Here is a 20,847-nt window from a genome sequence, read left to right as displayed (position 1 = left end):
GATGCCTTATCAACTACCCATGCGTGGAAAGGCGCACAGCGCGCTCCTTTCCCTCGTGCTGATCGCGTTGTCGGGCCTGTCGGCAAGCAGTTACGCGCAAAGCAGCGTCACGCTCTACGGCGTGCTCGACACGTCGCTCGGCTATGTCACCAACGCGGGAGGCACGAGCGCCGCGCATCGAATCGGCTTCGTCAACAGCAATATCCAGTCGAGCGGATTCGGCCTCAAAGGCAAGGAGGACCTGGGGGCGGGGCTGTCCGCGATCTTCAATCTGCGCAACGTTGTCGTGCCCTCCACGGGCGCGCTCGCCGAAAAAGACACCCTCTTTAGTCTGGAGTCGTGGGTCGGGCTCGCGTCGAACCAGTACGGAACCTTGACGCTCGGGCGGCAGTACGATCCCATCACGGACCTGCTGGAACCGTTGACGGCCGATATCGATTTCGGTGCGCCGTTTTCCACGGCCGGCAACGTCGATAACTATGACGCGTTACTGCACATCAGTAATTCGATCAAGTATGCGAGTCCCAACATCGGGGGATTCACGTTCGAAGGGATGGCGTCGCTTGGCGGCGTTGCGGGGTCCGTCTCGGCGGGCAGCGTCTATGCCGCGGCCCTTTCGTACGCGGGCGGCGGTCTTTCGCTCGCCGCGGGCTATATGGTCAACCGGGTGGACAACCAGGTTGTCCTGAACAATGGCATCGCCAGCGTGACGAGCACGACGAGTGCCGACGGTCTCGCCTATGACAATCCCATCGTGCAATTCGCGAACATCCGCTCCAATGAGATTGCCCGCGTCGGTGGAAACTATGCATTCGGGTCGCTGATCGTCGGCGCCGCCTATAGCAACTCCCGCTTTCATCAGTTCGCCTCCGACGCGACGCTGACCTTCAACAGCGGCTCGGCATTCGTCCACTATGCGACCGCCGTTCAACTCGATCTTGCGGCCGGATACAGCTTTACAAGGGCAACGGGGGGCGGGGCAGCGGCGAACTACAATCAGCTCTCGCTGGGAGCGGACTATTTTCTGTCGAAGCGAACCGATCTCTATCTCGCCGCGGCTTTCCAGCGGGCGAACGGCAATACGCTGAGCGACGCAGGCGCTCTTGTTCCGGCCACGGCATCAGTGGGCGACGAAGGGTTCTACGGAACAGGCCGAACGCAGTTCTTGAGCGTGCTTGGCATGCGTCACCGGTTCTAACCTGGCGCGAGCACGGCCCGTGCGGATCGCTCAGGCGTTGGCGCTGACCATGACGAAGTAGCCATCGGGATCGCGGAGCGAGAACTCCTGCGTCCCCGTGGCGGGATTCAAATGCGGTTCCTCGTCGAGCCGATCGACGAGGGTTCGGGCGCGCGAGAGCGCTTCGTCGAAATCGTCGACCCGGAAGAACAGCAGCAGGCCATTCCCAGGTTCCGCGCGGTCGGCACTGGTCAGCGTGGGATGCTCATGGGCGCCCCACGCGTGCAGGCAGAGCAGGACCGTTCCGTCCGTGTCCTGGATCTGGCCGAAGTAGTCGTGAGCCGGGGCCGATGGCGGCTGGCCCAGCAGCGATTGATACCAGCCAAAGCTGCGAGCCACATCGGCGACGCCTATGATCGTCCACAAGCGCTTCATGGGGGTTTCCTGACGAAAAACCTGTCTGCCGGTCGATCAGTCTTCAATCAGCCTTCGCGCTTGTCGATCCACGCCATGGCCCACTGATGCGCACATTGCACCGCCGGCTCCTGAGTGTCGAACCAGGCGATGTCGCGCTCGATATGCATGGGCGGCTCCGCGCCATCGTCCGATGAGGTTCGGACAAGCCGCACGTGAGCAAAAAATTTTCCAAACGAATGATCAGGCGTCGCGTCGATGATCCAGCCGTGGTACTCGTGTCGCATGATTCCCTCCTCCTACCCAGACTCGAACTGGTGGGAACGGCTAATCTCCTGCCTGCGATCGGGCCGATGCGGCGTCTGCCATGAGTAGACGCGCATCGGTTCCCTTCGCCTGTCACTCGCAGCAATTGGCATGCCCGCCGCGTGGATTACATGGATGGCGCGGCATGCGGGCCCTGGCTTCGCGGCTTGACGTGACCGCCGGAAACCCAGTAGTTCATTTGCCCGCGCGGACCATTGATCAGAACGGCGTCGGGATCATCGACGCCATCGTCGGTGATCGTGCATGTCGTGGTGCCGTCGGGAATCATCTTCACCTGCTGGGCCGACGCAAATCTCGCGAGCTTGACCGGCGTGAGCGGGTAGAGATGGCTATAGATGTCGTAGCTGATCGCACCGGGCACATCCCCTTCGATACTCACCGGCGCACCCTGGCTGCAGCCGTGCGCCTGGGCGCTGGCCGCCCAGACGCCGAACAGCAGTGGAAAAAATAGTCGTCTCATAGCGGGCTCCTGTTGCAGAACGACATTTTATTCCACACGGGCCACCCGCGATCTGCGCCGGCGAATCTATTGAATCAGCACGGCCTTGATGCTGCCGTGCCCTGCGTCCATGTCGACCGTCAGCGCGCCGCCCGACACGCTACACAGATGATGCGCGAGACGAAGCCCAAAGCCGGCATCGCGCGCGGGATCGAAGCCCGGCGGGAATCCCAGTCCCTCGTCCTCGACAACGACCTCCACGCGGCCTGTATGCCAGGCCAATGTCACGGTGATGTTGCCGGTACCGTATTTGACCGCGTTGGTCACCAGTTCCGCCACGATGGAGCCGAGCGAAGCGAGCGTCTCGCTATCGAGGGAGAACGCTTCGCCCGGCGCCAGACGCAGCATGCGGGCCGAGCCCGGACCGAGCAGGGCGTGGTGCAAGTCCTGCAGCAGGCTCGACAGGTAGTCTCTCGCGGGCTGATCGTCGCATTGGCCGTTGCCGTAGAGATGCTCGTGAATGCGCGCGACGCTGTTGATGCGGCGCGCCGCAATGTCGAGCGCGTGTTTGGTTTCGGCATTGCCCGACTGACGCGACTGGAGTTGCAAGGCACAGGCGATCAGATGAAGGCTGTTGCGCATCCGATGATGCAGCTCTCGTATTTGCAGCGCCTGTACCGACGAAATCTCCTGCTGGGCATCCTCCTGTTGTGAATCTTTCCGGGAATCCGGCCCGGGATCGGAGACTGGTTTCATGGCGAAAGGAAAGAAGGAAATCGCTGGCATGAGGCGACCGGCATGACGCAATGCCGGTCGGCGGCCTGTTACGGGATGCGGTCACTGTATCGCCGGGCCTATGCACTGAACAGATGCCGCCGTACCGGTAGACCTGGTACAACCATACTGGTATTCAAGGTGGCCTCAGGTGGCCTTCATTGAAGCTTGAACCGCGGGCACGACTCTCTATGCTTATATTCACGCGCCCCGTCATTTCGCCTGTTTGTGACAGCAATACCGGATTGCCCGGTATGTTTGACTCTGTTGCAAGGCTCGTCGCTTCGCTACATTGAATTTGTCCCTGCCGTTTCGGCAAGGGGCTTTCCCCTCATCGACTGGAGAGCGATCATGGACAACGACCGGATCAAGGGCGCGGCGAAAGAGGTCAAAGGCTCAATCAAGGAAGCCGCCGGCAAAGTAACGGGCAACCGCGAGACCGAAGCGGAAGGCAAAGTCGACAAAGCGACGGGCACGGTCCAGCGCAACGTTGGCGAAGCTAAAGACAAGCTACGCGAAAAGCTTGACAAGGACAACTAATATTTAGCCGTGCATGTGCGAACGCGGCGAGGTGTTCGCAAAGCGTTCGCACATCCCCACGTTGCCGGAGCGGAGCCCGCGTAGCGCTTCCCGTCTAGCTTTTTCTGGCCGGACCGCGCGAACTGCGGCGCGGCCGCACCGAAGCCGCCGCGCGGCCATCGCGGTCGATGCCGCGGTCGCGGGCCCAGATAATGGCGGCCGAGCGCCGGTTGACGCCGATCTTGCTGTAGATGGCGGCAACATAATTGCGCACGGTGTTACGCGACAAATTCAGCGTTTCGGCAATCTTCGCATCGTCGCCGCCCTGGCACATCAGCACGAGGACTTCGAGCTCGCGCGGGCTGAGATCATCCAGGCCGGCGCCCGTCTGGCCCGCACGCGTGGGATGGCGGATTTCCGCGAGTTTTTCGATCACAGTGCGGCTGAACCACGACGTGTCCTGCATCACTGCCTCGATGGCGGCGATCAGTTCGCTTTCGCTGCGTTTGCGTTCCGTGATGTCCTGGAGCACGCACAGCACGCAGCGCCGCTCCTGAATGGTCACCATCTCCGCGGAAACCAGGCAGTCGAGCACGTCGCCGTTCTTGGTCCGCAGCTTCATTTCCACATTGCGCACCCCGCTGGTGGATTCAACCGTGTTCCAGAACTGGCTGAAAGCCTCACCGTCGGCCCACAATTGCGGCGACGACGGATCGCGCGCAATGACTTCCTCCGCGCAGTAACCGGTTGCGGCGACAAACGCTTCGTTGACGTCGAGAAATAACCTGTCGTCGAGCGAGCTCACGGTCATCGGTACCGGCGCGAGGCGAAAGGCCTTGGAAAAGCGCTCTTCCGTTTGCCGCAGCGCCGCCTCCGCTTTTCGCCTCGGCTCGAGATCCATGAAGGTGAAGAGCATGCAGTCCTCGTCGCCGACTTCGATCGGCTGGCCGGCCACGATCACGAACTTGCTGCCGCCATCGGCCACGCGCAGCACGCTTTCCATCTGCGGGATCGTGCGGCCTTCGTGCAGATATTCGATGGCCTGCTCGCGCTTGTCCGAGCCGCCGAGCACGTCGAACTCATAGGCCGAGCGCCCGATGACTTCATCGCGCGCGTACCCGGTCATTTCGAGGAAGCCCTGATTGGCCTTCACGTAGCGCAGGTCGGACAGCCTGCAGATGACGGCCGGCGCCGGGTTCGCACCGAAGGCCCGCTCGAAGCGCTCCTCCGCCGTGAATCGCTCGGTCACGTCCTGAATCACGAGCACCAGCGACTGCGGTTCGTCGGCTGCATCGGTCAGCACGAGGCCGCGTACCTGGTGGATGGCGTGGAAGGCATCGTCGCCGGGCTTCGTGACCTCGACTATCACGTCGCGAAACACTTCGCCGGCCTGCACGCGCGCCAGCGGATATTGCGCGGCGAGCAGCGGATGATTGTTGCGGTACTTCAGCGTGAAGCGCTTCTGAAAACCGGCGGAGTCGCCGCCGAAATCCTCAACCGCGCCGATGCCGTGAATCGACAGGGCGGTTTCGTTGGCCCAGACGATCGAGCCATCGGGATCGGCGAGCAGGATTCCCTCGGTGAGTCCGGCGACGATTTGCTGTAGTTGTCTTCTGTCGACCTGCGGCTTGCTGGAAGCGGAATCCATTGGCGTCTCTCTGCAATGTGAGGCGGCCACGCCATTATCATCGAACCCTGGTTTCAGGCGCGCCCAGGGGCGTTGCGCGACGCCGCGTTGTCCATCCTGCATGAAAAGCCCCGCGCCGAACAGATCGAATTGCACGATTTCACCCGGTGGCTTTGTACTGGGCACGGCGCACCTTCGCCTGGCCGTGCAAATCGCTGTGCTACCCTTGCGCTGCCTTTTGTCTGCTTGTCCGCGTGGGGTCTTGTCCAGCCGCACCGCACAATAACCGCATGCGGGCAGGCCGTTTTGTGTTTCGACATCCCGTATCGACATCCATAACAAGGAAGAGAAACAGATGAGAAAGCACGAGAAATTGCGCATGGGTTCGCCTGACCGTTTGCGGGCTGCTGCGTGTGCGCTGGTCATCGGCATGCTGTTTGGCGGCGGCGTTCGCGAGGCTCAGGCGGCGCCGGTCGAGATTCAGTTCTGGCATGCGATGGAGTCGGAGCTGGGCGAGCGCGTCAACGAGATCGCCACGCAGTTCAACGCCTCGCAAAGCGAATACAAGATCGTGCCGGTGTTCAAGGGCACTTACGATCAGACGCTGGCGGCCGGCATTGCCGCGTACCGCAGCGGCGACGCGCCCGCGATCCTTCAGGTCTACGAAGTAGGCACCGCGACGATGATGCAGGCGAAGAAGGCCGTCGTGCCCGTCTACGACGTGATGAAGAACGCGGGCGTGCCGTTCGACGAAAAGGCCTTCGTGCCGACCGTCGCGAGCTACTACAGCGACGCGAAGACGGGCCATCTCGTCTCGATGCCGTTCAACAGCTCCACGCCGGTGCTCTACTACAACCGCGACGCCTTCAAGAAGGCGGGCCTCGATCCCGACACGCCGCCGAAGACCTGGCCCGAAGTGGCCGCCGACGCGGCCAAGCTCAAGGCGGCGGGCATGAACTGCGGCTTTACCACGGGCTGGCAGGGCTGGATCCAGATCGAGAACTACAGCGCCTGGCACGGCGCGCCCATCGCCACGCGCAACAACGGCTTTGACGGCACCGACGCCGTGCTCGAAATCAACAAGCCGCTGCAGGTCGCGCACATCGCCTTCCTGCAGAAAATGGCGAAGGACGGCACGTTCACCTATGTGGGCCGCAAGGACGAGGCCACCGCGAAGTTCTATAGCGGCGACTGCGGCATCATGATGGGCTCGTCGGGCGCGCTCGCGAACGTGCAGCAGTATGCGAAGTTCAAGTACGGCACGGGCATGATGCCCTACGACCCGAGCGTGAAGGGCGCGCCGCAGAACGCCATCATCGGCGGGGCGAGCCTGTGGGTGCTGGCGGGCAAGAACCCCGAGGTGTACAAGGGCGTCGCGAAGTTTCTCGCGTATCTGAATACGCCGGCCGTGGCCGCGAAGTGGCACGAGGACACGGGCTATCTGCCGGTCACCACGGCGGCCTACGACCTCGCGCGCAAGCAGGGCTTTTACGACTCGCATCCGGGCGCCGATACGGCCACGAAGCAGATGCTCAACAAGCCGCCGCTGCCCTGGACGAAGGGGCTGCGTCTGGGCAACATGCCGCAGATCCGCACCGTAGTGGACGAGGAGCTCGAGCAGGTCTGGACGGGCAGCAAGACGCCACAGCAGGCGCTCGATTCGGCCAACGCGCGCGGCAATGCGCTGTTGAGGCGCTTCGAGAAGCAGGGCGGCTGAAAACCGGGCTGGAATTGAACGCCGCGATGCCTCTTGCGAGGTGTCGCGGCGTTTTTTATGGGCGAAGCGCTGCGGGAGAAGTGAAATGCTGAAACCGCTGGTTGCCGGTATGGCGGTTAATGGGGGTGAGTGGCGGTTAGAACCACGCATCCTGCATATCGAGCGTCGTCCGGTCGAGCGACGCCAGCAGATCGAACTGCTGCCCGGTCTTCGGCAATTCCCACGCGAAGAAGTAGGTGGCGGCTGCGAGCTTGCCGCGATAGAAGTCGGCGTCATCGCCGCTTGCCTGGACTAGCGCCGCGCGCGCCGTCAGCGCCTGTTCGAGCCAGATCCACGCCATCACCACGTGCCCGAACGCTTCCAGGTACACCGAAGCATTGGCGAGCGTCACATTGGGGTCGCCCGCGGCCCAGAGCGCTCGTGTCACGTCGATGAGGCGGCGCAGCGCCGCTTCGAGCGCACGCGCATGCGCGGCGTCCTGCGCATCGCCGTTCGAATGCGCGCGTTCGAGCGTGGCTTGCACGCGCTGCGCGAATAGCTTGAGCGCAGCGCCGTCGTGGATCGTCACCTTGCGGCCCAGCAGGTCGAGGCCCTGGATGCCATGCGTGCCTTCGTGAATCGGATTGAGACGATTGTCGCGGTAGAACTGCTCGACGTTGTACTCGCGCGTGTAGCCATAGCCGCCGTGCACCTGGATCGCCAGATCGTTGGCGGCAAGGCACCACTGCGAAGGCCAGCTCTTGGCAATCGGCGTGAGCAGGTCGAGCAGCAGCGTGAGGCGCTCGCGCGTGGCGTCGTCCTCGCTCGCGCGCGCTTCGTCCAGGAGCTTCGCGCACCAGAGGTTGAGCGCGAGCGCGCCTTCCACATAGCTCTTTTGCGCGAGCAGCATGCGGCGCACGTCGGCGTGCTCGATCAGCCTGACCTGCGGCGAGGCCGGGTCCTTGCCCGCCGCGCCCACGCCGCGCCCCTGCGGACGATTGCGCGCGTAGTCGAGCGCATGCAGATAGCCGGTGTAGCCGAGCATGGTCGCCCCGAGGCCCACGCCGATGCGCGCCTCGTTCATCATGTGGAACATGCAGGCGAGCCCCTTGTGCGGCTCGCCCACGAGATAGCCGATGGCGCCCGCGCGGCCGCCCGGCGCGTAGTTCGTGCCCTCGCCGAAGTTGAGCAGGCAGTTGGTCGTGCCGCGATAGCCCATCTTGTGATTGAGGCCCGCGAGCACGACGTCGTTGTGCTCGCCGCGCGAGCCATCCTCGTTCACGAGGTATTTGGGCACGATGAAAAGCGAGAGGCCCTTCACGCCTGGGATGAGCTTGCCGTCCGGGCCGGGAATCTTCGCGAGTACGAGATGGACGATGTTCTCGGAGAGCTCGTGCTCGCCGCCCGAGATCCACATCTTGTTGCCGCGCAGACGATATTGCGCGCCGAGCGGCGAGTCGCACTCGAACTCGGCGCGCGTGGCCACGTCCGAGAGCGACGAGCCCGCCTGCGGCTCCGAGAGACACATCGTGCCGAAGTAGCGGCCGTCGAGCTCGGGTTTCACGAAGGTCTCGACCTGCTTCGCGCTGCCGTGCGCGAGCAGCAGGTTCGCGTTGCCGATGGTGAGGAACGGATAGGCGCTCGTGCCCACGTTCGCCGCCTTGAACCACGCGAAGCCGGCCTTCTCCACCACGAGCGGCAACTGCATGCCGCCGTATTCGTAGTCCTGGCCCGCGGCCATCAGGCCCGCCTCGCAGAACGCCTTCAGCGCGGTCTTCACCTCGGGGATCACGGTGACGGTCTCGCCGTCGAAGTGCGGCTCGTGCTGGTCGTTCTTCTTGTTGTGCGGCGCGAACAGGTCGGTGGCGATCTTCTCGCAGGTGTCGAGCGCCGCGTCGAAGGTCTCGCGCGTATGGTCGGCGTAGCGCGCAATGCGCGTGAGGCGCTCGACGTCGAGCCATTCATAGAGCAGGAAGTTCAGGTCACGGCGGGAGAAGATCAGCGACATGGCGGGCGGTCTCGCGAACAGGAAAAAGCAGGAAAAAGCAGGAAGAAGCAGAAAGACGCCTAGATTAACCAAAATAGAACGATCGTGCTATTGGTGATTTCTCCAACTTCGTGGCGCGCTGGTGTCGTCGTTCCTCGATCATCGGCTGACGCAGGTCAAGCGCCAATCCTTATTCACGAATCTTGAAATGGAGACAGGATTTTGGGAAAGGGATTGGCCTAATCTCGACGCCGCCCTCCGATTTGGGGAGCGTTCCCAAAACCACACACTCAAGGAGTTTGACCATGCAAATCGTTCAACGCGACCAACTGGCAAATCTGCAAGCAATCTCGGGCGCAGGCTCGAGCAAGACGACGCCGTCGTCCGCGTCGCTCAACGTGAACTACAACAAGACCGATGGCGGCTTCAGCCTCGTGATCACGGGCAACCACAGCTAAGCTCACGCAGTTAGTTAGTTGGGCGCAAAAGCCGGCAAACCTCGTTTGCCGGCTTTTTTTGGTTTGCGCGGCGTGCGAGGCAACCGCACCGGCTTTCGCGGCCGGAAAGAATCCGGCAATATCGGCACTCATCCTCCCGAAAAGCGAGAACCTCATGGACCGGCTCGACGCGATGTTCGTGCTCGTCGCCGTGGTCGAGGCGGGCAGTCTTTCGGCGGCGGCGCGGCGCCTGAACATGCCGCTCGCCACGGTCAGCCGCAAGGTCAACGAACTGGAGGCGCATCTCAAGACGCGCCTGCTCACGCGCACCACGCGCCAGCTCTCGCTCACCGAGGCGGGCGCGTCCTACGTGGCGGCCTGCCGGCGCATCCTCGAGGAAGTAGGCGAGGCCGAGCGCGCGGCAACCGGCGAATACACGGCGCCCAGAGGCACGCTCGCGCTCACGGCGCCCGTGGTGTTCGGGCGGCTGCACGTGCTGCCGATCGTCAACGCATTCCTCGCGCAGTATCCCGAGATCGACGTGCGTCTCGTGCTGGCGGACCGCGTCGTCAATCTGATGGAAGAGCACGTCGATGCCGCGCTGCGTATCGCCGCGCTGCCCGATAGCGCGCTCGTGGCCGTGGGCGTGGGCGCGATCCGCCGCGTGGTGTGCGCGAGCCCCGCGTATCTGGCTGCGCATGGCGTGCCCGCCGCGCCGCGCGACCTCGCGAGCCATCGCTGCGTGACGTTCGAAGGCGTCGAGGGCCACGCGTGGACCTTCCGCGCGGGCAAGAGCGACGTGGTGCAGCCCGTGTACTCGCGGCTCGCCGTGAACACCGCCGAGGCCGCGATCGACGCCGCGCTGCAAGGCGTGGGGCTCACGCGGGTCCTGTCGTACCAGGTCGCGCAGGCGGTGCGCAAGCAGCGGCTTGCCGTGGTGCTCGACGCGTTCGAGCCGCCGCCGTGGCCCGTGAGCCTCGTGCACGGCGGTCAGGCGCCGCTGCCGCTCAAGCTGCGTGCGTTCCTCGATTTCGCGACGCCGTTGCTGCGCGAGCGGGTCGAAGCGGCGCGGTTAGGATCTTCAAGCGCCGGAACGTCAAACCCCGGATCGTCAGACATTGCTGCGGTCGGCCGCGCCCGCTAGCCGGAGCACGAAGGCGAGGCCGGTGAAGCCGAACCCCACCGCGCATACGCCGTCCCAGCCGGCCCACGCCCACATCGCGCCCGACAGCACCGTGCCCAGCGCGCCGCCCACGAAAAAGACGCCGACGAATAGCCCGTTGAGTCTGCCGCGCGCGGCCGGATTCATCAGGTTGATTGCGCGACGGCCGAGCGTCTGATCCGTGACCACACCGGCATCGAGCGCGGCCGCGCCGGCCACCAGCATCGCCACGGCCAGCAACGGATGCGCGCCCGCCGAAAATCCTCCCCAGCCCGCGCCCGCGACGCCGATCCCGACGAGCGCCACCAGCATCGCCACGTGCCCGCAGAGCAAGGTCGCCCGGCCGAGGCCGCGATCGCCCGCGCGCCCCGCGAGCGGCGTGACGATCGCGCCCGACGCGCCGGCCAGGGCGAACAGCGCAATTCCATTCATCCCGAAGTGGAACGGCGGCTGCACGAGCCGCAGGGCGATCGCGGTCCAGAACGCGCTGAACGCGCCCATCACCAGCGCCGCCGAAACGGCGTTGCGCTGCAGGACGCGCTCGTTGCGCAGCAGCGTCCAGAGGGAGGCCAGCAAGGTCCCATAGCGCGTCGAGACCGACGGGACGCGAACCGGCAACTGCACATAAAGCACGACGGCGAGCAGCGCATCGATCACGCCCGCGATGCCGTAGAACGCGCGCCAGCCCACGGTTCCGGCGACGAGGCTCGCGGCGGGACGCGAGAGCAGGATGCCCAGCATCAGGCCGCTCATCACATTGCCGACCGCGCGCCCGCGATGGCTTTCGTGCGCCATCGACGCGGCCATCGGCACCAGCATCTGGATCACGCTCGAAGCCGCACCGGCCGCGAACACGGCGCCCAGAAAGACGCCGCGCGACCCGGTGAACATCGCGATCAGCAGGGCGAGGGCACAGCACACCAGCGTCTGCACGATCAGGCGGCGGTTTTCGAGCAGATCGCAAAGCGGCACCAGCAGCACGAGGCCGGCGGCATAACCGAGCTGCGGCAGCATCGCGGCCAACCCCGCGAACTGCGGCGCCAGATGCAAGCTGTGGCTGATCGCGCCGGTCAGCGGTTGCGCGGCAAACAGGTTCATCACGATCACGCCGACCGCCGTCGCGAAGAAGGCGGTGAGCAGCGGCGTGAGGGTGTGCGCGTGCGGGTCTTGAGCGGCGATCGCCGCGACCGGATCGGCGCGCGTTTCGGCAGAGGAATTCATCAGGGTGACGCTCCGTGGACGGGATAGAGCCCATCGTAATCACCGGTTAAATATGCGACAATTGAAATATGTGCATATGAATTATGCGAGATTGTTTTGAACACACGTGATCTGCAGGCCTTCGTGGCCGTCATCGAGAGCGGTTCGATGGTGCGAGCCGCCGAGCGACTTCATCTGACGCAGCCGGGGCTGACGCGGCGCGTGCAGAGCCTGGAAACCACGCTCGGCGCCGAACTGCTCGACCGCCAGAGCAAGCCGCTCAAGCCGACCGCCACGGGCAACGAGGTCTATGCGCTCGCGCGTACCGTGCTGAGTGCCGTGGACGATCTGCTCTCCGTTACCGCAGCCGACAGCGAGCCGGCCGGCGAACTGAGAATCGGCATGCCGCCATTTCTGGCCGACATCGCGCTGGAAAAGCCGGTCGATCAATTGCGTAGCGCGTTTCCGCGGCTCACGTTGCGAATCACGGCCGGCTGGTCGCCGGGCCTCGTGCAAAGCGTCGAACGGGCGGCGCTCGATGCAGCCGTGGTCACGATGCCGTCGAACTTCGTGCCGCCCGACACGGTGCGCGCGACGGCCCTGGCGTTCCAGCCGACCGTGATCGTCGCGTCGCGATCGCTGGAGCTGCCCGCCACGCCCGTGACGCTCGCCGATCTGGCAAAGCACGCGTGGGTGCTCAACCAGAACGGCTGCGGAATGCGCTCGGCGTTGAGCCGCGCACTGGAAATGGCCGGCTTGCCGTTCAACGTCGCGGTCGAGGCATTTGGTTCGGACCTCCAACTATCGCTGGTGGCGCGCGGGCTGGGAATCGGCGTCGCTACGCCGGATGTGCTGGAGCGCTCGGTTCATCGCGACGCCCTGCAGGTGGTCGATGCCGTTGATTTTCGTACTGGCGTCGATGTGTGGTTCGTGCACGGCGCGCTGCCTGGAAGGTTGATGCGGCCGGTTGAACTGCTGCGGCGCTCGTTGATGATGGTGCTGGCGGGGAGTGGGTTGGTGACGTATGGCGATAGCGGGGCGGAGAACGGGCGGGTCGGCCATGGCCGACCCGATGCGCTCGCCTGAAATCGGCCCGCAACAGGCGGCCTACGTCACCGGGAGCGGCAGCGCCTCCTACTGCTGCGCAACGGCCGTGAATCCATAACGTGTCAGCACGCTCTGCGCCGCGGGGCTCATCAGATACAGCGCAAGCCGGTAAGCGGCATTGCGCCTGGCGGCGTTCTGCTGCGAATCGAGCACGGTCATTCCGTAGTCGGCGGAAATGGCGAGCTCCGGCGGCAGCTCGACTTGTGTCAGCGTCGTATCGGGCGTCGGTTCGTGCGAACTGCAATAGCCGATGAAGACATCGACGCGGCGCGTCGTCATGAAGTATTTCACCGGATTCTGGCCGGCCGGCACTTGAGGCGCGACTGCGCCCCCCACCAGTTGCTGCGCCTTCGCTTCGAGCGTCTGCGTCGCGCCGGGGCGAACGGTGCCCGCCTTGGCGAACAGCTCCCACGCGTAATCGCCGCCCGGGTCCGACTTCGGCGTCGACGTCCCGATCTTGATGTTCGGATCGAGCAGCTTGTCGAGCAGGTTGGCGCTCGTCAGGCCGACGTCGGGGCGCGCCGCCACGCACACGCGATTTCTCGCGAAGACGACCGTGGGCGAAGCCTTGCCTTCGGTGGTGAGCCGCTGCGGATGCGCCATGTTCGCGGAAACGAAAATGTCGGCTTTACCCGAGTGCTCGATCCGGTCGAGCAGCGCACCGGCCGGCCCGCTGACGAGCTGGACCGGCTGGCCGGTCTCGTGCGTGTATTGGCGCGTGATGGCGCCCAGCGCACCGCTCATGCTGCCGGCCGTATAGATCGTGATGACCGGCGCAGCAGGTGCTGCAGGCGCCTGCTGTGCCGCGGCGAGGCTGGCGCTGGCGGCGAGCGTGGCGGCCAGCAAAGTCTGCCGCAGGATGGAGGAGGTGTTCTTCATGTTCACAGGTCGATCTGGATTGACGCACGAACCGTGCGTGGGGCGCCGAGCGTGGCGGTGCCGCTGTCGGTGCCGGTGTAGCCGTTCTGTCCCGCCGGCGTGATGTTGGCCCAGTAGTGCCGGTTGGTGACGTTATCGACGCCCACGCGCACCGTCACGGCCTTGGTGGCGATCTTCGTCCGGTAGCGCGCGCCGAGATTGAAGATCGTGTAACCGTCGACGTAATCGGTATTCGAATAGTTGGCGGCGCGGCGGCTCGCGTAGTTCATGTCGACGTTGAAACCGAGGCCGGCCACGCTGGGCACCGAATAATCGACCAGCGCGTCGAACACCACGCGCGAAAGGCCGAGAATCTGCGTGCCCTCGGTGGCGGCGACGCCGGTGTCGTGCAGGCGCGGATCCAGCAACGAAAGCCCGGTGTAGATGTTGAGATCGCGCGTGATGGCGCCCGTCGCGCTCAGCTCGATCCCGCGGTTGACCTGCTGGCCGGCTTCGGCGAAGACGTTGTCGGGTTCCACGAGCGCATACGGGCGTTCGATGCGATACAGCGCGGCGCCGAGTTGCGCGCCTGCAATGTCGACCTTGTAGCCGAGTTCCCATTCCTTGCTTCGATACGGCGCGAGGGCGCTGCCCGCGTTGACGGTGCCGGACGGCGCGATATCGCCTTGCTGCAGGCTGTCCGCATACGTGAGGTACGCGGTCATGTTGTCCTGCGGCTTGTACATCAGGCTGACCGTGGGGCTGACGCCGTCGGCCGCGTACTTGCTCGTGATCTTCCCTTTCGCGTTGTAGTTCTCGGCGTGAATCCAGCTTTGGCTCGCAGCCAGCAGCATCGACCAGTGCTGGTTGAAACCGATCGTGTCGCCAACGTTGATCGATTGCTGGAACGTGCTGACCGAGCGATATCGATCCGAGAAGTCGGGCAATGGCGGCTGGGCAAAAATCGTCGGATTGCTGAGGTTGCCGGTGCCGAGCGTGATCGCACCCGTTTGATAGGGCGTGTACCGGTTCCAGTAGAAACCCGTGGTCGAGACGAACACGTCATGAGTCAGGCCGGCGAGCACGACGTGGCCGTTCAGCGCGATCGTATTGCTGATCACCTGGTCGAGACTGTAAGTAGTCGTCGCCGTCGTTTCCGTATAGGCGCCTTTATTGTTGGTGAGCGTGAGCGTCGGCACAGTGGACGCGCGGTCGCTCGTCTCGCGCAGCACGCCGGCGCTCAAGTGCCAGTCCCGATTGAAGTCGTGCTTGAGGGTGGCGCCCATCATGTTCGTGACGTTGTCGTCGCCGGCCCATGACTGGCCATAGCCTACCGTGGTCGGATTCGGCGCGGCGGGAAGCAGCACGTTCTTCGCGAGGGCGAACGTCCCGGGAAAGCCGGTGTCCAGGTAGTGGTACGTGCTGAAATTGGTTTCGAGCCTGGTGTCCGGCGTGAAGCGGATATCGAAGGCGAGGCTCGCCAGATCCCGGCGCAGACGGCTCTCCGCGACATAACCCTCGCCATTCTGGTTGAGCAGGTTGAGCCGGTAGCCGAAACGATCGTCGTTGCCGAAATGTCCGCTGAGATCCGCGCGCTCCGTCAACAGACTGTTCGACTCGTAGCCGAACGTGAATTCGCGCAGCGGCTGGTCGGTCGGCCGCTTGAGCACGTAGTTGAACGTGCCCGCGGGACTGGCCGGACCATAGAGCGCGCCGGCCAGGCCGTTCAGCACCTGGATGCTGTCGAACTGCTCGATCGGATAGTCGGTTGTCGCGGCGATGTTCATGCCGTCGATGCGCGTGTTCTGGACCACGCCGGCCTGCATGCCGCGCGTCTGCGGCCGGATATTGAACCCTTGCACCGAGGGGATGAAGCTCAACGCTTCCTGCACGCTGCGCAACTGCTGATTCTCAGCGAGCGACCGGGGAACGATGCTGATCGAGTAGGGCGTATCGAGCAGATTCTTCTTGCCCAGCGGCCCGATGACGGCCTGATCGACTTGATACGACGGGTAGGGCGTGGGCGTGACCCCGGTGATGACGATCGGAGCCAGTTGGGCGTTGGAATCCTGCGCATGAGCCGGGACGGTTGCAACGATTCCTGCAGAGACGAGTGCAAGCGTGCATAGGGCGTAGCGAGACGGGGGTGTCATTCAGATTGTGGTTGCGAAATGGGCGGGGCGCTATATTTTACAAAATATAGCGCGGTGCGCGAGTTCCGATAAGAGACGGGATGCATATAGTGGAAATAGCTTTAAAAAAATGATTTGAATAATCTGACTTATTGATCGGCTGAATGGGCGTTCAGCCGAACGGTGTCTCCCTGAATCGTCGCGCTACCTGCACTTTGTTTAAGACGGCTCGCGCACGAACCAGGTTCGCTTCGCCGATGTCAGCATGCCGCGATAGACCAGCCAGGACACGACGAACGTCGCGGGCGCCGAAAGCGACTGAATAAATCCCGGCAGGTTCATCAGTACCAACCCGGCAAATGCGCCGGCAAACCACGCAGTCAGCCCACCAGGATTGAAGGCAGGGACATGCGAATCGCGGCACTCGATTTCACCGCCGAGCAGTTCGTCGTAGCGCGTCGACAGAATGTGTGCGAGCGCAACCCCCACCCACGCGACCACGAAGATGCCCTGATAGGCGAGCGCCTGCAGGATTCGTGAGAACACGTCGGCCATCATCAACGCGTAGACCGCGACGCCTACCACCAGCGCCCAGACGAACTTCGGCGCGCGAAGGTTGACGGCCTTCTGGAAGAACGCCTGCATGTTGATCGCCGCGAGATAATAGTTTGCGGTGTTGATGCGCGACTGTGTTACCCATACGAACAGCAGTCCCCAAATCCCCATCAATTTGAGTAACGCCATCACGACCGATACTTCGGAAAGCGTACCAAGTCCCGGAATCGTGCTGACGAGATAGATGCCGGCCGCACCGTTCAGCAAAAACGTGACCAGATAGAACGGCATGCCGAAGTTGAAACGCCCGTGGTAGACCGCATCCTTCTTGCGGCCGAAACGTGCGTAGTCGAACGTGAACATCATCAGCACCCACACGCCCATGTAGTAGACGAAGCAGTTCCACCAGCCGTTGGCCGGCAATGCGCCTTTGGGTCCAAAGTCGAGCCAGGCCGGGTTGTAGCCGTACTCATGGGTGGCCAGAACGACGGCGCAGAGGAGGCCGAGCAGATAGAACGGCAGCAGCACGCCGTTGAACTTGTCGAGCCAATGCTGCACGCTGCCGAAGACGAGCGGCACGCTGTAGCAGACGACGATCAGCGCGGCCCAGCGATAATCGAGCGCCGGGAACAGGCTGTGCGCGGCGACCGCGATCACCGAGCCCTCGAACACCGCATAGTAGATCGCCGTGGCGAAAAAAATCAGCGTAGCGAGCGCGGCGCCCGCACTGCCAAACAGCACGCGTGAAAAGAGCGCGACGGAGAGGCCCGTGCGCACGGCATAGCGGCTGATGACCGTATTGACGGCGCCGTAGGTCACCACGGACAACGCCATGCCAATCAGCGCGTTGCGTGCGCCATACGTGAGCGCGAGAGTGGCGCCGACGACAATATAGAAGACAGCGCTGCACACCGCCCACCATGCCATGGTCAGGGCGAATGCCGGCATGCGCGAGCTTTCCGGAATCGCGACAGTCGACAGATCGACGTCGTGCGATATTTGATCGTGTGACAAACCAGCCATGACTCATGCCTCCAGTTGGGTGCGTTCTATTTATTCTGTATGACTAAATGATTGGGACGGCCAGTCACCGTCTGATCGATGACCGGGCGTACGCGTCGCGCTAAGTCGTGCGGAAGTAATCCGCGAGCCGGGCGAGCCGGCGTTGATAGTTGGCGCGGGCGGCCAGCGCCTGCTCCATGCTCACGGTCACGAAGCGCGCCTTGTGATTGGGCTGCATCTGACCGATGAGGTCCATGTCGGCACTGATGACCGTGCCGATCGTGGCATAGCCGCCGCCCGATACCGCGTCCCGGTGCAGGATGATCGGTTCCAGGCCGGCCGGCACCTGGATCGAGCCGATCGGATAGCAGGCATCGACGATGTTGGAAGGATCGGCGCCGGCCCCGAACGGCTGCTCGCGCTCGCGGAACCGCAGCGGCCGCCCCCCTTTGTACCGATAGCCGATGCGATCGGCTTCGGGCGCCACGGTCCAGGCATCCTCGAAGAAAGTGGCGGCCGATTCGTCGGTCAGGCGGTGGTGATACAGCCCCGGCAGCACCCTGAGCTCGACTTCGGCGCTCAGCGGCGCGCGCAACGCGGCAGGCAGTTCCGCGCCCTCGCGCGCGCGTGCCCTGGCGGCGCCGATAGCGAGCCGGTCGGCCTTCTGCAGGCGCCGCCCTTCGTGGCCGCCGATCGCACCGAGCGTGTAAGTGGAACGGCTGCCGAGCACCATCGGCACGTCGATGCCTCCCGCCACGGCGAGACAGGCTCGGGCGCCGGCTTTCACATGTTCGAAGCTGAGCGTGCTGCCGGCGCGGATGCGCAGCGCCACGTTGCACGCCTGAACCACGCCGTCGATCTTCGGCGTCATCTCGGCGCCCGTCACGGCAATCAGCGCATCGGCATGGAACAGCAGTTGCGGTCCCAGCAACGTGCATTCGAGCACCGCGGCGTCCTCGGGATTTCCCACCAGCAGATTGGCGGCCCGCAGCGCGTACTGGTCGAGCGCGCCGGAAGGGGGAATGCCGACGTAGTAGTAGCCCTGACGGCCCGCGTCCTGCACCGAGGTCGCGAGACCGGGTTTCACGACCTCGATGGCATTGAAGGAATCAGTCGGCATCGAGCACCTCCACGAGCGAGCGGTTATACGCGTCCGGATCCTTCAGGAACGCGTGAAGCGAGAACTTGACAGGGCGCACGCGCAACGAGAACGTGCCCGCTTCGACCGCCGCGAGAGCCTCGTCGTAGGCCGCGCGATCGATCGGCTTGAACTTCACGATGTCGCCGGGGCGAAAGAACACCATGAAATCGCGCAGATAATCGAGACGCTGCGCCGAATCGAAAATCGGCGCGGGCGTGACGCCGAACATCTGGTAGCCGCCGGCGCCGCGGACCGAGTAGATGCAGCCGAAGCAGCCGCCGTGGCCGACGGTCAGCTTCGGCGTGTCGGTGCGCGGCCGCAGATACTTGGGGACTTCGAGCTGACGCGAGCGCTCGACCATCTGGAACATGAACGGCAGGCCCGCGACGAACCCGACCATCGAGACGAACCACGGCGAGCCCGAATGCGCGGCGATAAACGCGTCGACATCGGCCATGCCGTTGATACGCGCCGCGTATTCGAGATCGGTCGACGTGGGGTCCTGATGCCGTTCGCGAAAGCGCATTTGCGTTTCGTGTGTCCACGGATCGTTGTAGAGCACCGGCACTTCCACGATGCGCGTGTCGATGTCCAGTTCCGCTTCGCCTACCTGCGCCTCGATTTCCTTCAGCAGCGCGAGCAGCGTTTCCGGCCCGATGACGTCCGGGTCATAGCGAACCTGATAGGAGGCGTTCGCCGGACAAATTTCGCTGATTCCCGCCACCGCGCGGCGTTGCAGCTCGCGCGTGATCGCCGTGCCCTTGAAGAACGCATTGAGCGACATGGCTTCGCTGATCTCGACGAAGATGAATTCATCCCCGCCGAATGTGTACCGGGTTGTCATGCCTCGTCTCCTGGGCCGTTGTGTGGCGCGGACCGCTGGGCGCGCCACGCGCTCATCCATGCTTCCAGATAGTTCGTGTGATAGCGGCCCGCGCGAACATCGGCGTCCACGGCCAGTGCGCGATGCAGCGGGCCCGTCGTCTTCACGCCGCCGATATGCAGCTCGCGCAGGGCGCGATCGAGCCGGGCGAATGCCGCGGGACGGCTTTCGTCGAAGACGATCAGCTTGGCTAGCAGCGAGTCGTAGAACGGCGGAATCGTGTAGCCCGGGTAAAGCATGGAGTCGATGCGCACACCGGGCCCGGCGGGCCAGACGAGCTCATCGATGGTCCCGGGGCTCGGGCGGAAATCGTGGTCCGGGTCCTCGGCGTTGATCCGGCATTCGATCGCGGCGCCGCGCAGCACGATGTCCTGCTGACGCAAGCGCAACGGTTCGCCGTCCGCGATGCGCAGGGTCTCGCGCACCAGATCGACACCGGTGATCGCTTCGGTCACCGGATGCTCGACCTGGATACGCGTATTCATTTCGATGAAATAGAACTCGCCGCGGGTTTCGTCGAACAGATATTCGAGCGTGCCCGCGCTGCGATAGCCCACTTTCCGCGCGAGCCGCGTGGCGGATTCGCACAACGCGTTTCGAAGCGCCGGCGTGAGCGAGGGCGAGGGCGCTTCCTCGAGAATCTTCTGGCGCCGCCGCTGCAGCGAGCATTCACGCTCGAACAGATGGATCACGTTTTCGCCATCGCCGAGCACCTGCACCTCGATGTGCCGTGCCTGTGCAATGAAGCGTTCGAGATAGACGCCCGGATCGCCGAAGGCGGCCTGAGCCTCGCGCTGCGCGAGCGGCAATTCCGTCTCGAGCTGGGCCGCATCGTGGGCGACGCGAATGCCGCGCCCGCCACCGCCGGCCGCCGCCTTGATCATGACCGGATAGCCAATGCGGCCCGCAATGGCGCGCGCCTCGTCAAGCGACGACACCACGCCGTCGCTGCCCGGCACGGTAGGGACATCGGCGCATTGAGCAGTCTCGCGGGCTTTGGCCTTGTCGCCCATGGTGGCAATCACCGTCGACGGCGGGCCGACGAAAATCATGCCCGCGGCTTCGACCTGGGCCGCGAACGCCGCATTCTCGGACAGGAAGCCATACCCGGGATGGATGGCGTCGGCGTCGCAAAGTTTGGCCGCCGCCAGAATGGCCGCCGGATTCAGGTAGCTCTTCGCCGCATGCGAGGAGCCGATGTGCAACGCCTCGTCGGCCATGCGCGCCGCGAGACTGTCGCGGTCCGCGTCGCTGACGACGGCGACCGCGCGCATGCCGAGTTCCTGCGCCGCGCGAATCACGCGCACGGCAATCTCGCCACGATTGGCCACGAGCACCGTGCGGATGCGCCGGGGCTGATAAAACGGCTGCGGCTGAGGGGCAATACGCTTGTTCAGGGTGTCCATCGTG

Annotated in this window: 19 protein-coding genes; 6 read left to right on the top strand and 13 right to left on the bottom strand. The window is 64.1% G+C overall.

Annotation, left to right across the window (positions count from 1 at the left end):
• Position 1 precedes the first annotated feature (1 nt).
• Positions 2-1,198 carry a porin gene (locus U5775_RS23445; RefSeq protein ID WP_322060487.1) on the top strand — a complete coding sequence of 399 codons (1,197 nt, stop codon included), beginning with the start codon at positions 2-4 and terminating at the stop codon, positions 1,196-1,198.
• Positions 1,199-1,228: 30 nt separating this feature from the next.
• Here U5775_RS23445 and U5775_RS23440 read toward each other — a convergent pair whose 3' ends face one another.
• The 4 genes from U5775_RS23440 to U5775_RS23425 form a co-directional block, all read right to left on the bottom strand.
• Positions 1,229-1,612, bottom strand: coding sequence for a VOC family protein (locus U5775_RS23440; protein WP_322060486.1), 384 nt, complete (start codon positions 1,610-1,612; stop codon positions 1,229-1,231).
• Between the two features lie 47 nt (positions 1,613-1,659).
• Positions 1,660-1,878 (bottom strand): hypothetical protein, encoded by a 219-nt coding sequence (locus U5775_RS23435; protein ID WP_322060485.1) that lies wholly within the window; start codon positions 1,876-1,878, stop codon positions 1,660-1,662.
• Between the two features lie 146 nt (positions 1,879-2,024).
• Positions 2,025-2,378 carry a hypothetical protein gene (locus U5775_RS23430; RefSeq protein ID WP_322060484.1) on the bottom strand — a complete coding sequence of 118 codons (354 nt, stop codon included), beginning with the start codon at positions 2,376-2,378 and terminating at the stop codon, positions 2,025-2,027.
• Positions 2,379-2,444: 66 nt separating this feature from the next.
• Complete coding sequence (locus tag U5775_RS23425; RefSeq protein WP_322060483.1) at positions 2,445-3,143, bottom strand: sensor histidine kinase; 699 nt, start codon at positions 3,141-3,143, stop codon at positions 2,445-2,447.
• 339 nt (positions 3,144-3,482) lie between these two features.
• Here U5775_RS23425 and U5775_RS23420 point away from each other — a divergent pair, with 339 nt between their 5' ends.
• Entirely contained in the window at positions 3,483-3,671 is a 189-nt protein-coding gene (locus U5775_RS23420) for a CsbD family protein (RefSeq protein ID WP_322060482.1), read from the top strand.
• 94 nt (positions 3,672-3,765) lie between these two features.
• Here U5775_RS23420 and U5775_RS23415 read toward each other — a convergent pair whose 3' ends face one another.
• The gene (locus tag U5775_RS23415; protein ID WP_415913637.1) at positions 3,766-5,298 is read right to left on the bottom strand and encodes a PAS domain S-box protein; all 1,533 of its coding nucleotides are present in this window, start codon (positions 5,296-5,298) and stop codon (positions 3,766-3,768) included.
• Positions 5,299-5,707: 409 nt separating this feature from the next.
• Here U5775_RS23415 and ugpB point away from each other — a divergent pair, with 409 nt between their 5' ends.
• On the top strand, positions 5,708-6,994 hold the full coding sequence (gene ugpB, locus U5775_RS23410) for a sn-glycerol-3-phosphate ABC transporter substrate-binding protein UgpB (protein ID WP_415913636.1): 1,287 nt from the start codon (positions 5,708-5,710) through the stop codon (positions 6,992-6,994).
• A 136-nt stretch (positions 6,995-7,130) separates the two neighbouring features.
• Here the strand turns inward: ugpB and U5775_RS23405 are convergent, their stop codons facing one another.
• Entirely contained in the window at positions 7,131-8,981 is a 1,851-nt protein-coding gene (locus U5775_RS23405) for an acyl-CoA dehydrogenase (RefSeq protein ID WP_322060479.1), read from the bottom strand.
• A gap of 284 nt (positions 8,982-9,265) precedes the next feature.
• On the opposite strand from U5775_RS23405, the gene U5775_RS23400 reads away from it, so the two are divergent.
• A complete protein-coding gene (locus U5775_RS23400) occupies positions 9,266-9,418 on the top strand; it encodes a hypothetical protein (protein ID WP_322060478.1) in 153 nt (50 codons plus the stop codon).
• A 154-nt stretch (positions 9,419-9,572) separates the two neighbouring features.
• Positions 9,573-10,541, top strand: a complete 969-nt coding sequence (locus U5775_RS23395) for a LysR family transcriptional regulator (protein ID WP_322060477.1) — start codon at positions 9,573-9,575, stop codon at positions 10,539-10,541.
• Here the strand turns inward: U5775_RS23395 and U5775_RS23390 are convergent.
• Positions 10,509-11,780 carry an MFS transporter gene (locus U5775_RS23390; RefSeq protein ID WP_322060476.1) on the bottom strand — a complete coding sequence of 424 codons (1,272 nt, stop codon included), beginning with the start codon at positions 11,778-11,780 and terminating at the stop codon, positions 10,509-10,511. The two genes, U5775_RS23395 and U5775_RS23390, sit on opposite strands and share 33 nt — an antisense overlap.
• 96 nt (positions 11,781-11,876) lie before the next feature.
• Here U5775_RS23390 and U5775_RS23385 point away from each other — a divergent pair, with 96 nt between their 5' ends.
• A complete protein-coding gene (locus U5775_RS23385; protein WP_322060475.1) occupies positions 11,877-12,845 on the top strand; it encodes a LysR family transcriptional regulator in 969 nt (322 codons plus the stop codon).
• Positions 12,846-12,893: 48 nt separating this feature from the next.
• Here U5775_RS23385 and modA read toward each other — a convergent pair whose 3' ends face one another.
• The 6 genes from modA to U5775_RS23355 form a co-directional block, all read right to left on the bottom strand.
• Positions 12,894-13,745, bottom strand: a complete 852-nt coding sequence (gene modA / locus U5775_RS23380; protein WP_322060474.1) for a molybdate ABC transporter substrate-binding protein — start codon at positions 13,743-13,745, stop codon at positions 12,894-12,896.
• A gap of 2 nt (positions 13,746-13,747) precedes the next feature.
• Complete coding sequence (locus U5775_RS23375) at positions 13,748-15,877, bottom strand: TonB-dependent siderophore receptor (protein ID WP_322060473.1); 2,130 nt, start codon at positions 15,875-15,877, stop codon at positions 13,748-13,750.
• A gap of 198 nt (positions 15,878-16,075) precedes the next feature.
• A complete protein-coding gene (locus tag U5775_RS23370; protein ID WP_322060472.1) occupies positions 16,076-17,434 on the bottom strand; it encodes a purine-cytosine permease family protein in 1,359 nt (452 codons plus the stop codon).
• A 100-nt stretch (positions 17,435-17,534) separates the two neighbouring features.
• Entirely contained in the window at positions 17,535-18,533 is a 999-nt protein-coding gene (locus U5775_RS23365) for a biotin-dependent carboxyltransferase family protein (RefSeq protein ID WP_322060471.1), read from the bottom strand.
• Entirely contained in the window at positions 18,523-19,398 is an 876-nt protein-coding gene (locus U5775_RS23360) for an allophanate hydrolase subunit 1 (protein ID WP_322060470.1), read from the bottom strand. The genes U5775_RS23365 and U5775_RS23360 overlap by 11 nt, the downstream gene beginning before the upstream one ends.
• Positions 19,395-20,843, bottom strand: coding sequence for an acetyl-CoA carboxylase biotin carboxylase subunit (locus tag U5775_RS23355; RefSeq protein WP_415913635.1), 1,449 nt, complete (start codon positions 20,841-20,843; stop codon positions 19,395-19,397). Before U5775_RS23355 ends, U5775_RS23360 begins: the two co-directional genes overlap by 4 nt.
• Positions 20,844-20,847: the final 4 nt, after the last annotated feature.

The organism is Paraburkholderia sp. J63 (assembly GCF_905220245.1).
Lineage (GTDB): Bacteria > Pseudomonadota > Gammaproteobacteria > Burkholderiales > Burkholderiaceae > Paraburkholderia.
This window is presented reverse-complemented; position numbering and strand designations above follow the sequence as displayed.